The sequence below is a fragment of the Candidatus Defluviilinea proxima genome (genome assembly GCA_016721115.1).
Taxonomy (GTDB): Bacteria; Chloroflexota; Anaerolineae; order Anaerolineales; family Villigracilaceae; genus Defluviilinea; species Defluviilinea proxima.
Window position 1 is genome coordinate 3579190 of the sequence record JADKIW010000001.1, and the last position, 13804, is coordinate 3592993.

A 13804-nucleotide genomic window follows, 5' to 3' on the forward strand; every position below is an offset into this window, starting at 1 on the left:
AGATGCTCATGTACAAGTTAGTATTGGTCCGTCACGGACAAAGTGTTTGGAACCTCGAAAACCGTTTCACGGGATGGACGGATGTAAGCCTCACGGATTTAGGCAAGACCGAGGCGCGAGATGCTGGTAAGTTGTTGAAAGAGGGCGGTTATGTGTTTGATGTAGCGTTCACTTCTGTGTTACGACGCGCTATTCAAACTTTGTGGACGGTCTTACAGGAAATGAATCTCGAGTGGATTCCCGTCACGAACGCCTGGCAACTGAACGAACGCCATTATGGCAATTTGCAGGGCTTGAACAAATCGGAGATGGCTGAAAAATTTGGCGAAGATCAGGTAAAGGTCTGGAGACGCAGTTATGATGTACCGCCTCCAGGTTTGGAGTTGACCGATGAACGTCACCCCAAATTTGACCCGCGCTACGCCTCTTTGACTCCCGAACAATTGCCAGCCACCGAATCGCTTAAGATCACGCTGGAACGTGTTCTGCCTTACTGGCACTCGACGATTGCTCCTGCGATCAAGTCGGGCAAGCGTGTCATCATTGCCGCGCATGGAAACAGTATCCGCGCGTTGGTGAAATACCTCGATAACATTTCCGAAGCCGACATCACTGAGCTCAATATTCCTACTGGCCTGCCGCTTGTCTACGAATTGGACGAGAACCTCAAGCCGATCAAGAGCTACTATCTCGGCGACGCGGCCGAAGCCGCCAAGAAAGCCGCCGCAGTGGCGAATCAAGGCAAGGCGAAGTAAGAGATCGTGTAAGGCGGGAGTTTTACTCCTGTAATCTAAAAATAACAAAGCGGACAGTTCATCACGAACTGTCCGCTTTGTGTTACATGAAGGAAGTTATTACTTCGCTACTGTCCACGTCATTGTGACCTGACTGGTTGTGATGCTCACTGATTTCAATGTGTTGTTTCGGCCTTTGTTGCCAAAGTTCGCGATGCGGTTGGCGATGGTTTGATTCCAATTGTCCACACGATTCTGCTCAATAAGAATGCCGTCAATTTGTGCATTGGAAACGGTTGCGGCCAGTGCACCGTTGCTTACGCCCAGATCCAAGCGGAAGGAGAGATTGTCGGTTTTGGATGCATCATTCAGCCGTTGATGTGTGCCTGAAACTGAAACGTATCCCGGTTGCAGTGAAACAGTAATGTCCTTGACAAGCGGATCCGAAATAGCGGATGTGATCACATCCTGCAATTCCTGCTGGGTGATGACCGTTTCCACATCCGCTGAGCCGTCACCGTTGCGTGTGACGTTTCTCTGGCAGGCGCTAAGAACCAGGGCAAAGGCGAGCAGTAAGGTGGAAATCGTTTTTGTCGTTTTCATTGTTTTCTCCTGTTATATGTTATGTAATGAAGTATATTCCTGCTTTGTTAAGCGGGTACGACGGCGATGTAAATACTTTGTAAATTCTTTATGGCGAGACGGTTTTATGGTTTTTAGCTTTCCCCGGGCTATATCTTCTGTATATCAGGTGGAATTTTCATCTGCGGCAGCTATTAAATGACAAATAGGATGCAGTGATGCACCCAGTAGGGATGTGGTAGTTGTCGTTAGCGGATTATTGCGGAACAAGTTTCAATAGATCTTTGGTCGTGTGGAAAAACAGACTTACGACTTTGGGGTCAAAGTGACATCCTGATTGCTGTTGGATATAATCCATGATCTTTTCATGTGGCCATGCCTTTCGATAAACACGGTCAAACGAAAGCGTTTCCCAAACATCCACAACTGCGAATAGACGAGCAGGGAGGGGGATGTCTTCTCCTCGCAAGCCTTGTGGGTAACCTGTCCCGTCCCACTTTTCATGATGTGAATATGGAATCGACAGACAGTTTCTGAGATATTCAATGGGATACACCAGATCGTAAGCATAGACAGGATGTTTGCGGATGACTTCCCATTCGTCAGCAGTCAGTTTTCCTGATTTGAGCAAAATGGGATCAGGTATCCCAGTTTTCCCTATGTCATGAAGTAACGCACCGCGCCTGATGTGGATGATCTCGTTTTCTGATATCCCTGCCATTTTTGCGAGTATGACTGTCGCCTCTGTTACACGGAGTATGTGCTCGTTTGTTTCCTTGGTACGAGAATCTAACGCGTCCAGCCATCCTTCTATGGCTAAAGATTTTGACTGGCTTGTGATGATCTTATTGTGTGCTAGAGAGTCTTCCGAGTGATACTGTGAGTGGTGGTTAGCCATGGTCGACGGTACAGTCTTTTGTCTAACCTTTATTTTTGTCTTGTGCGCGGCCAATCCCGTTGAATGGATGAATACTCCCTCAGGCACGGGGTCCATTTTGATCTTCCATTTTGTGAATGGACTGTTGGAATAAGACGACTCGTCTTCAAATTCGACCGACCTTCTTTCGTCCATGCATTCTTTTAAGTGCAAAAATAGCGGGGTAGTTTCGATGTTTGGGTGGAGTTCCTGCATCGTGTGCCCAAGAATCTGATCCCTTGCGATACGTTCCCGTTCGGCCGCCGCTTCGTTGACGTATACATAACGGAAATTAAAATCCACCACTTGGCAGACCTCTGTCAGGTGATCGAGAATGGTGTAATCAGGTGTCTGAAACATATCCCTTTCTCCTTTTCTATTTTGCTATAAAACGCCAGCTTGGGCCTAGCCTGTGCTAGGCATTGTTGTATCCTTGAAATGCCCCGCTTGCTCCTGTGAACCTCAATTTCATTATACAGAGTTGGATACCAAAAGGCAAATGAGAGAAAGATTATAACTATTTGAATGGACTATCGTATCGGAGTGTGTCATGCCCTGTAGAATATATAAAAACTCGGATGTCACAATGACATCCGAGTTTGCTTTTACTTCCCCAATCTCGCCCGTTCCTCTTCCTCACCACTCTCTTCCAACTTCTTGAATAACGAGTCTGGCTGATTCCCAACTTCAATCCTCCGACTTCCTCGCAAACAAATACGCTCTCCTCGTGGCGACTTCCACGTCCGGGTTTGGCTCTCTCACAAGAGTTTCTTCCAACTTGATTCCTGCCTCTTGCAACCATTCTTCCATTTCATTCGGCTCATAATAAGCAAAATCCAAATTGACAGATTTTTCCCACCACGTGTCAATGTGTTTAATTTCTTCTCCGATGTGAAATGTGACTAGCAGTACGCCGCCAGGTTTGAGAACTCGTTTCATCTCTCTCAAGGCATCAACGATCCTTTCACGCGGAATGTGGATGATGCAGTAGAAGGCGGCGATTCCACCCCAGGAATTATCGGCATCGGGCAGGGCGAGCATGTCCCCTTGGTGAAAATGGATCTCGGGATTCAGCCTCTGTGCTTCTGCGATCATCTGTGGCGAGAGGTCTACGCCCAACGTGCTCGCGCCTTTGCGATGTAAATATCGCGCGATCTGACCGGGTCCGCAACCCAGATCACAAATGAGGCCGAGATTTCCAACTTCGTTCACCAAACGATCAAGGCAATCGCGGTCGAAGGGCTTGTCGTCCATTTCATCTTTGAACTTCTCCGCGTATTCTGCCGCAACATTGTCGTAACTGACTTGAGTATTCAAAATGGTATTGTTCATCTTTATCATCTCATAAATCAAAAGGGCGACCCAACTGGATCGCCCTTGCATATTATTTCCCTAACCTCGCCCGTTCCTCTTCCACCACACTATCTTCCAACTTCTTGAACAATGGACCCGGCTGATTCAACTTCGCTCCAGGCTTCAATTCGCTGGGCTTCCATTGCACTCCCTCAGCACCGCGATATTTCAGTCCTCGATGTGTGCCGAGCGAGTCATGGATCTCTTCAACGTATTGCTCACCGAAGAGCGGAGTCTCATACCCGAAGAAGCCATGCAGTTTCGCAGATGTAAATGGCAGGAACGGCGAGAACAGCACTTTGAGCGAGTCGATGGCTTTGAGCGCAGTGTAGACCGTCAGCGCGGCAGAGGCTTTGTCTGTTTTGATGGCTGTCCATGGTGCGTTGACATCGAGATATTGATTCACTGTTGTGGCGAGTTTCATTGCTTCGCCGACGGCCAGTCGCAGGCGCACGGCTTCGAGTTCCGCGCCTACAGTGTTGAATCCGTTTTCGATTGCCGCGAGCAGTTCCAGGTCCGCGGGGCGAAGCGTGTTCAAATCCACATCAGGGATGTGCCCATCCCAGTGTTTGTAACAGAACGCCAGCACACGGTTTGCAAGATTGCCCCACGTCGCCACCAGTTCGTTGTTATTGCGCGCCACAAACTCGGCCCAATCCCAGTCGCTGTCCTTGGCTTCGGGCATGTTCACCGTCAGGTAATAGCGCAACGCATCGGCGTCATACCGCGTCAATGCATCGCGTCCCCACACCGCCCAATTGCGCGAGCCGCTGATCTTTTGCTTTTCGAGATTCATGAACTGATTGGCGGGCACATCATACGGTAGGGTCAATGGGACCGCGTCGCCCGTAAAGATTTCCATGAACGCACTGCCAGCGCCCATGAGTTGTGCAGGCCACAGCGATGTGTGGAAGAAGATGTTGTCCTTGCCGATGAAGTGGAAATGCTTCGCTTTGGGATTCGTCCACCAATCGCGCCACGCGTCTTTCTTCGGGGAGAGCTGTCCCCACTCAATGGCAGCGGAGAGGTAGCCGATAACTGCTTCGAACCACACGTAGAGCTTTTTTGTTTCCCAACCCGCCTCATCGATCGGGACAGGGATACCCCAATCAAGATCGCGCGTGATCGGGCGCGGCTTGAGTCCCTCGGCTTCGATCTTGCCTAGTGACTCACCGATGACCGTATCGCGCATGTGATCGGAGCGGTCACGCAGGAACTTCTTGACATCAGGTTCGAGTTTGGAGAGGTCGAGATAAAAATGTTCAGTCTCACGTAACTCGAGAGCACCGTCACCGGTCTTGGCACGCGGATTAATTAATTTCTCAGGCTCGAGTACGTTGCCGCATTTGTCGCATTGATCTGAACGTGCGCCCTCAAAGCCGCAGATGTAGCATGTCCCTTCGACGTAACGGTCGGGCAGGAATTTCTTTGCAGTAGGGGAGTACCATTGCTTGCTGAACTGCTTGAACATGAATCCGTTCTTCTGTAAGGCAAGGAAGATGGTTTGAGAGACCTTGAAATGGTTCTCGGTATGGGTTGTGGTGAACAGATCGTACGTGATGCCCCAGCCTTGGAATAACTCAAGGAAGCTATCGTGATAGCGTTTGTACACTTCCTCGACAGATTTCCCTTCCTTGTCCGCGGCGATGACAACGGGCGTCCCGTGTGAATCCGTACCACTGACCATAAGAACATTATTCCCTTTCAGGCGGTGGTAGCGTGCGGCAATGTCACCGGGCAGGTGGGAACCGGTGATATTTCCTACATGGATCTCTGCATTGGCATAGGGCCAGGCAATGGCAATGAGTATGTTTTCGTTCATAGTGACTCCGCATAAACTTTAGTAATAGCTAGTGAAGCTGTTAGCGATTAGCTTTTAGCTTCTGGCTTTTAGCTAATTGCTAACAGCTAAAAGCTAAAGAAAACAAAAAAGCTGTCCGCAATATGGACAGCCCGTTATTGAAAAGTAAACGGTCTAACGTGCCATCCAGACGCGAGTTGACATCTCCATGCTTCGCATGGCCATGGTCATTGTCACCATTGGGTCATCGGGTCTGAATTTCATGGGTGGTATTTTAGGCTGTGGGGGATGGTTTGTCAATGGAAGAAAATAATGGGGGGTTTCCCTACTTTTTGTTGTGGTTGTTGAATTGTAAGATATGTGCCAAGCAATTCATGCTAAAATTCTTTAACTCTTGTAACTTTTTAATAAAGTAGTTGATTAAGAAATGGAGTTCATCGTAATGGAACCTGCGAAATCAAGCCAAGAGTCTGCCTCGGGGAGAAAAAAAACGACAGATGATCCGAATGTAAATGATGCCAATATGGGTAATAGGGCGCCTGAAAAATATCAGTTGATTGAAAATAGCCTTCTTCGGGCAATGTTTGACCTTTCCTTGGATGCAGTTGTGGTTATTGACCCTCATGATGCGGATGTTTCGTGGCCCATAATTGATTGCAATGATGCCCTTTGCAAGATGAATGGATATCACCGTGAAGAACTGATTGGACATTCCATTGATGTATTGAACGGGAGTGAGGGGACAGAAACCGAGCGCACAGCTTATATGAACAATTTGCGACAAGCAGGCGGATTGATAAAAATTGAAACTATGCACACGCGTAAAGATGGCACGGCATTTCCAGTAGAAGTTTCGACGATGCTTGTAACCATTGAAGGGCGCGAATTGGTCGTAGGGATAGATCGCGACATTACAGCCCGTGTCCAAATGGAAGAAAAGCTTGCGCAGGAGCGTACTCTCTTGCATACATTGATGGATAATATACCGGATTATATTTATGTAAAAGATAAGCAGGGCCGCAAAATTATCTCTAATGTTGCCGATTGGATGGGATCTGGCGGGAAAGCAATGGAAGATGTTCTGGGAAAGACAGACTTTGATATGTATCCACCTGAACTGGCTGCCAAGTTTTGGGCAGATGATAAGTTTATTCTTGATACGGGACAATCAATTATAAATCGTGAAGAACCTGCGCAAGACAAAGATGGTAACCCAATATGGTTGTTGACAACAAAAGTTCCCTTGATGGATGGCAATGGAGAAATTACGGGAATAGTGGGAATTGGCCGAGATATTACCAGGCAAAAGCAGAGTGCCATGGAAACCGATCGCCAGAGACGGTATTTTGAATCTCTTATATTGAATAGCCCGGTTGCAATTGTGGTGTTGGATAATGACGAAAATATAGTTTCCAGTAACCCTGCCTTTGAGACGTTGTATGGTTTTACCAATGAAGAGATTATAGGCTCGAATCTGAATTCTCTCATTACAAATGATGAATCACGTCAAGAAGCTGACCAGTATACGCGGGACGCTATGACTAAAACCGTTCATGCGATTGGAAAACGTCAACGCAAAGATGGTTCATCAGTTCACGTGGAAATTTTTGGCGTGCCCGTTATTATTGATGGTAAAAAAGAGGGCGCGTTTGCCATGTATCATGATATTACTGAGCTAGATAAAGCTCGTGCAGATGCAGAGGCGGCGAGCCGCACCAAGAGTGAATTCCTTGCTAACATGAGTCATGAGATCCGCACACCTATGAACGGTGTCATCGGTATGCTGGAACTTGCTCTTGATACACCGCTCACAGCAGAACAGACTGATTATCTACAAACATCCTTGCACAGCGCCGAAGCATTATTGACTCTACTTAATGATATTCTCGACTTCTCCAAGATCGAAGCTGGCAGACTGGAACTGGAGACCATCAACTTCAACCTCCGCAATGTGGTGGAGGATGTGACGTACACACTTGCCAAACGTGCCCAGGATAAAGGCCTTGAAGTTGTTTGCCTGATCCATCCAGATTTGGCTTCTGACCTAAAAGGTGATCCAGGTCGATTGCGCCAGATATTAGTCAACCTGCTTGGAAACGCCATCAAGTTTATGCATTTTGGAGAGATTGTTGTTCAGGCTGAACCTATTGAAGAGACCAGCACGCATGCCAATATCCGTTTTGCGGTAAACGACACGGGTATTGGCATCCCTAGTGAACGCCTTGCCGCGATCTTTGACCGTTTTACTCAGGCGGATGGGTCCACAACTCGGCAATACGGTGGGACAGGATTAGGTCTTACAATTAGTAAACAACTGGCTACTGCGATGGGTGGCAAAATTGGTGTAGAGAGTAAGCCGGGAGTAGGCAGTATATTCTGGTTTGAAATTCGATTTGCCAAGCAAGTACATGAAAAACGTACTACAGCTCCTCTGGCGCTTAAGCCTGTCAACCTGATGCAGGCGCGATTCCTAATTGTGGATGACAATCAAACCAATCGAATTGTTCTTACAAAAAATGTAGAAGCATTAGGTTCCCGTGTGGATTCAGTTGCTAGCGGGGCAAAAGCCTTGGAAGTTTTGAGAAATGCTCATCGAAAAGGTGACCCGTATCATTTTGTATTGCTTGATATGCAAATGCCCGGTATGGACGGCGAGCAACTTGCGCGGGCGATCAAAAGCGACCCTTCAATAAAAAATGTAAAAATCCTTATTCTTACATCCATGGGCCAGCGTGGTGATGTGGGCCGTCTTGAGGCTCTCGGCGTTTCCGGGTATTTACTCAAGCCAGTCAAACAACAGATGCTTTTTGATGCAGTGATCGCAGTTTGGAACAATCCGGAAGAAGAAAGCTCAAACTTAGTCACGCGTCATACACTTTCCGAAACAAGAAAACTTGGTTTACGTCTTTTGCTTGCTGAAGATAATACGATCAATCAAAAACTTGCCATGGTACTGCTTCAAAAAGCAGGTTACTCAGTGGACGCTGTCGGGAACGGTGCACAGGCCTTTGAGAAAGCTAAGGCTAATCAATACAGTGCCATTCTTATGGATGTTCAGATGCCTGAATTGGATGGTTTGGAAGCCACACACTTGATTCGTGAATGGGAAAAAGACACAGGTCAACATATTCCCATTATTGCCATGACCGCCCATGCCATGGCAGGTGATCGTGAGCGATGTTTGGATGCAGGCATGGACGATTATGTTTCCAAACCACTCGACCCGAAAGTCTTGTTCAGTGCTTTGGATCGTTGGACACAGTCTAACAGTAATATGATGGACGAGCCTCTTGATACTGTGCAGGATTATTCAGCTTCTGTGCAACTCGTTTCGACTGAAATGGATGCTGGATTGTTTGGTGAAGAGGACATCATATCATCCGCCTCAAATGACGACCGAAAGCCTGCTCCTGTTTTTCAATCAGTGTCCGTGGCCGACGATTTACCTGTCAACTTTGATGACGCCCTTTTCCGCTTTGGGGGAGATCGAGATTTCATGATGGAAATGTTTAAGGAATATCTGGATCATTTGCCAGGACGCCTAAATGAACTCCAAGTGGCCTTGAAAGCAGGTGATATAGGCAGTATTGCTCGTCTTGCTCACAATCTCAAAGGTATTTCGTTAAACTTTAGTGTAAACCCGCTTGCCAATGTTGCGCTGGCTCTTGAGGAGATCGGCAAACGCGAAGATATAACCCATGCTCCTGAACTCATTTCCCAGCTTGATGTAGAAATTCGTCGGTTGGAGAAATACCTATCCACTATCGGCCAGTAAAAGAGGAGAGTTTCATGACGCGCATTCTTGTAATTGATGATGAACCTATTAACCACCAATTAGTGGCGCATGCATTGGAGCCGTTGAAGTGTGAATTACATTTTTCTCCTGATGGCAAGGATGGAGTAGCAAAGGCCCGCAATCTCAAGCCCGACCTGATTATCACTGATGTGATGATGCCAGACATCAACGGTTATGAAGTCACGCGCATTCTGCGCCGTGAGCCACAATTTGCAGTAACGCCGATTTTGGTGCTCACCGCGCAATCCGGTTTGCAGGATAAGCTCAAATCTTTTGAGGCAGGCGCAGATGATCATTTGACAAAGCCTTTTGAAGGGGCTGAATTGATGATGCGGGTAAGCGCTCTTTTGAGACGTATTGAGTTTCTCAAATCATCACAACAAACATCTACTGGGCAAGAACGTGCACGTTTTGTTGCTGTTCATAGTCTCCGGGGCGGGACGGGTTCATCTACGTTGGCAGTTAATCTTGGCGTTGGGTTATTTCAATTGTGGAAGCGGCCAGCAATCCTGCTTGACCTGACAATGACTGCAGGGCAGGTTGCGCTTATGTTGAATATGTCTCTAAAGCGTACTTGGGCAGATATTGCTCGGTATGGCCCAGACGATTTGGATTTGGATGCATTGAATTCCATTATTGGTTCTCACGAAAGCGGGCTTTCATTCATTGCAGCCCCGACTTTCCCTGCTGAGGCTGAAACATTACGAGGTGAAACACTCAATTCGGCGTTGCGTTTGATTGCAAGCCAATTTGATTATATCGTTGCGGACCTCCCACATGATTTCAGTGAGTCTGCTATTCAAGCCCTTGATATGGCTGATTTGATTCTAGTGATGGCAACTCCCGACATGGCATCTATACGAGCAGTTATTGCGGCACTCGATACCTACGAGAAACTTGGATATAAAAAGGAAAAGATTAAATTTGTCTTGAGTGCCCCATTTTTGCATTCTAGCCTTACGAAGGAAAAGATTGAATCTGCCTTGGGTATGCCATCCGTTTTAATGATCCCCTATGTTCAGGATGTGCTGCTTAACGCAATTAATTTAGGCCAACCAGTTGCGTACCATAAGCCGAAGGAGTTAATCTCAGGGGTGTTCGAAGATTTTTGTTTTTTGCTAAGCAAAGATGCTCATAGAAAAAGCAAACCCGAGAATCCTAGTGACGCTTGGAAAAGGGTCTATAAACGTTATCAAGAGAGAAAGAGATAGCTGAACAGAGTCTTTTGCCTGCTACAAGCAAGTGCGATATATTGCAAGTTTCCCGTCACGGTCTGATGTGAAGTAAACATATTTCGAGGCTGAATCAATGATCGGGTGGGGATGAGCGTCTTGTGATCTCCAACTGGAGAGGTGGGTGGTGAGGGGAGTCCATGTCATTTCGCGATTTTCCCAGTCCACATCCACACGGCAGAGCCATGAGCAATTTATGGTTAACTTTGGGTACTGTGCTCGAAAATGGCCATCGGTAACTAAGGTCCCTGCTTCATCGATATTGTAGTGGCCGTACTGATACCATCCTCGAGGGAGAGATAATTCTATTGTAGCTCCAGTATTCGGCGTGATTTTTCCGATGAAGTGCAAGCCATTTGTGTATTTTCCATGGTAGATGATATCTTGACCGTCTTGTGACCAGATTTCATGACATACCCAATCATCCGCACTCCGACCATCTTTTGTATCCCTCAATTGCGTATGTCGCTTTCCGTCCCAAAGCCACATACGACGTATGCCGCTTTGAAATGCCCATTCGTTGTTATAAAGGATTAGATTGCTATTCGTTGGTGAGAATTGAACGTGTGTCACCCATGCTTTTGGAATGACCTCAGTTGTGATCTCTTTTCCACTTTCGGTGTCGTATATGCGAAGATAGGAGTTTAATCCCTCGTGGCGGACACGTTCATCAATGTTATATGGAGGATGTCCACGAAGTTGTTTTCTCCCGTCTAATGCACGTTCGTCAACTGTTGGAACGCATAGGAATTTTCCGTCAAATGAAACATGTGTGTAAGCTGTCATTTGTCCGTCAGGGAGTTCAGCGAGGACTTGTCTTGCACTGTCAGTTGACACCTTATAAATCTGCCTGTCTTGAATATAGTAGACCGTCCCGCTTTCATGATGGACACACGGACTAGCCTTGTTCAATCCGCGATAGGGTGTGCCATGAAAATAGACATAAGATTTTAGTAAACCGTCTGTGTTGTTACTGAGTTGCTTTTCCTGCCCATTTTCGATGTCACGAACGAATAGATTTGGGTGTCCCGTGTGGTCACTGAGAAAGATCATGCTCTTGTCGTTTTTAATGAGACTCGATGATGTGAAGTATAGAAGTTGCTCGTTTGATTTTCTGTCTTTCCCGATAATCTCTGGTTGATTTATTGAAACGGCGGAATGTCTTTCAAGTTTTCCGCTTGCAATCGACGTAATGAATGACTTCTTTACATATCTTAATGGCCAAGAAACAGGTTTAGCGAGTAAAAATATGGCCATTTGCTTTGCGGCCCGGAAAATGCGAGTTGCAACCGAATTGATCATGTTCGCCCCGTGTTTAAGATTGATTTCACATACATCATATATTGTTCCGAAACGATTAAGTACCCATCGTCAACCAGATCATTGATTCCTGAAAGTTTTTTGGCTGAACTGGTTTTTAGCGTTAATTCATCACCCATCTGATTTATTTTCAAAAGGTAATTCCTGTACTCAATCGAATTGCTCCAGTGACTGTTTCTCCGTACGATTTCCTCACATCGCTTTGGAAAGGTGTTATCGAATGCATAATGGAATAACGCACAGCTTACATCTGCTAGATCGGCGTTTTTGATCCAATGTGGTGAAATAGGATATGCACCACGAGATGGAAAGAGCAAAGTTTGTTTTGTCTGTAGTTTTTCGACATTAAAGATGGCTTTACGGATACCGCCCCATAAGGCCTTAATATTTGAGTTCGTCTCTTTATTTCCCAAAGCAGTATCTCTTGTGGCTGTGTTAGGGTCTATGAAAATATTCGTATGGTCATACCAGAGTGAGCGTTCTTCAATGTTTTCAATAGTGGGCCAATCCAATATTGACTTGTCTGCGAACAAGTCTACCATTTGAAGATAAACCCCAGAATATTTATAAGAATTTAAATACTGAAGAAAGCTACTAAGTTTTATTAAATTTGAATATGGAAAATCAAACCGTTCATCAATGTCTGCTATTAAGCACCAACAACCGCTTCCAAAAGTTTGTGCAAGCCAGTATTTAAACTCGTCCCGATAACGTCCGTATTGTAGATCGCATTTCAAAAGAATTACATCGCCTTGACTTTGTTGTTGTGCTAACTCTATTGTCAGATCTGTTGAGTTGTTATCCAGGAATACAATATACTTCGCCCCGATTTTTCTATGATGATCTATAAAGCCTTTTAGATGTTCTTGCCCGTTTCTGACAACACAGATAACCACTAAGTCGTTGCTGTCTGTTTGAAGACTCAACAAACGGGGCGTTATCCATTTGACTTGTGATGCAACAGTTCTTGCACGTATTGGCAATATAAAACTCTGTTTAATGGACCAGATAGTTTTCGTAAAAGGTATTTTCATTTGTTCAGAGATTTTTGCCCACTGGTGGCTTTAGTTGTTTCTACAAATTGAGAATATCGTTTGGACACAACAAGGAAGCCGTCAGCTACCAACTGGTCGTCGCCTGTGAATTGCTTGGCAGTTTTTCCCTTTAGCGAAAACTTACTGCCTTCCTGTATTAGTGTGTTGAGATAAATGCGATACTCTCCAGAATTCTTCCAGTGGCTTTTTCGTTGGACGATTTCAGCGCACCTTTCATAGAATAACCTGTCAAAAGGATAGTGTAATAGTGCGCAGCTAACATCCGCGAAATGTGCTCCGATTGCCCAGTGGGGTGTAAGGCTGGTGACGCCGCGAGATGGAAATATCAGTGCTTGCTTGGTTATGCTTCTCTGTGCCCCGAGTGAAACCGCACGTATCCCTCCGCGTAGAAGTTTTATTTCCTTGCTGGACTGGCTATTTCCTGCCAGAAGTTGTGAGATGGGTTCAAAATCTCGCTTACGAATTCCCGATGTATCATACCAAACACAGTCTCTTTCTACATTTTCTGCATTGGGCCATTCGTCTATAGAGCCATCTGCGAAAAGATCAACCATTTGCATGTTTACACCGGAATAATTGTTTTGATTTAAATAGCGCAAAAATGATATCAGCTCAATATCAGGAGAGTATGGATACTGAAACCGTTCATCAATATCTGCCAATAAGCACCAGCAAGATTTTGCGAATTTGTTGACCATCCAAGCTCGAAATGCCATTTCAAATTGGTTGAAAGGCAATTTGCTGGATAAAATTGTGACCTTTTCCCCGAATTTTCGCGCGTTATTTATTGTTTCATCAGTTGAGCAGTTGTCCAACAAAATGATGGATTTTGCGCCCAATTGTAGATGGTGATTTATGAAATTAACTACATGCCCTGCGCCATTTCTCACTACACAAACTACCACTAAGTCTTCTGCGCTGTTAGCATGGATAGGGGATTCACTGATCCATTTAATATGACCATCAAGCATTCGTATATTTTTACTGTGTTTGCTGGAATGAAAAAAGGGCGTCA

The 13804-nt window shown here is 45.8% G+C and carries 10 protein-coding genes; 3 read left to right on the forward strand and 7 right to left on the reverse strand.

From position 1 onward, the window contains the following. Positions 1 to 8 precede the first annotated feature (8 nt). Positions 9 to 755 carry a 2,3-diphosphoglycerate-dependent phosphoglycerate mutase gene (gpmA, locus tag IPP66_16580; protein ID MBK9926888.1) on the forward strand — a complete coding sequence of 249 codons (747 nt, stop codon included), beginning with the start codon at positions 9 to 11 and terminating at the stop codon, positions 753 to 755. A 99-nt stretch (positions 756 to 854) separates the two neighbouring features. On the opposite strand, the gene IPP66_16585 is transcribed toward gpmA, so the two are convergent. From IPP66_16585 to metG, 4 genes are all read right to left on the reverse strand, one after another. Beyond that, on the reverse strand, positions 855 to 1337 hold the full coding sequence (locus IPP66_16585) for a hypothetical protein (GenBank protein ID MBK9926889.1): 483 nt from the start codon (positions 1335 to 1337) through the stop codon (positions 855 to 857). A 235-nt stretch (positions 1338 to 1572) separates the two neighbouring features. After that, positions 1573 to 2448: an HD-GYP domain-containing protein gene (locus IPP66_16590; protein ID MBK9926890.1), complete on the reverse strand. Its 876-nt coding sequence runs from the start codon at positions 2446 to 2448 to the stop codon at positions 1573 to 1575. 471 nt (positions 2449 to 2919) lie between these two features. After that, positions 2920 to 3564: a class I SAM-dependent methyltransferase gene (locus IPP66_16595; protein MBK9926891.1), complete on the reverse strand. Its 645-nt coding sequence runs from the start codon at positions 3562 to 3564 to the stop codon at positions 2920 to 2922. Positions 3565 to 3616: 52 nt separating this feature from the next. Then, positions 3617 to 5407 carry a methionine--tRNA ligase gene (gene metG / locus IPP66_16600; protein ID MBK9926892.1) on the reverse strand — a complete coding sequence of 597 codons (1791 nt, stop codon included), beginning with the start codon at positions 5405 to 5407 and terminating at the stop codon, positions 3617 to 3619. A gap of 421 nt (positions 5408 to 5828) precedes the next feature. Here metG and IPP66_16605 point away from each other — a divergent pair, with 421 nt between their 5' ends. Continuing rightward, positions 5829 to 9161 carry a PAS domain S-box protein gene (locus tag IPP66_16605; GenBank protein ID MBK9926893.1) on the forward strand — a complete coding sequence of 1111 codons (3333 nt, stop codon included), beginning with the start codon at positions 5829 to 5831 and terminating at the stop codon, positions 9159 to 9161. Positions 9162 to 9175: 14 nt separating this feature from the next. Beyond that, entirely contained in the window at positions 9176 to 10393 is a 1218-nt protein-coding gene (locus IPP66_16610; GenBank protein MBK9926894.1) for a response regulator, read from the forward strand. Between the two features lie 21 nt (positions 10394 to 10414). Here the strand turns inward: IPP66_16610 and IPP66_16615 are convergent, their stop codons facing one another. From IPP66_16615 to IPP66_16625, 3 genes are all read right to left on the reverse strand, one after another. Next, positions 10415 to 11467, reverse strand: a complete 1053-nt coding sequence (locus IPP66_16615; protein MBK9926895.1) for a hypothetical protein — start codon at positions 11465 to 11467, stop codon at positions 10415 to 10417. A gap of 245 nt (positions 11468 to 11712) precedes the next feature. Continuing rightward, positions 11713 to 12717, reverse strand: a complete 1005-nt coding sequence (locus tag IPP66_16620) for a glycosyltransferase family 2 protein (protein ID MBK9926896.1) — start codon at positions 12715 to 12717, stop codon at positions 11713 to 11715. 47 nt (positions 12718 to 12764) lie between these two features. Then, on the reverse strand, positions 12765 to 13760 hold the full coding sequence (locus IPP66_16625) for a glycosyltransferase family 2 protein (protein MBK9926897.1): 996 nt from the start codon (positions 13758 to 13760) through the stop codon (positions 12765 to 12767). Positions 13761 to 13804: the final 44 nt, after the last annotated feature.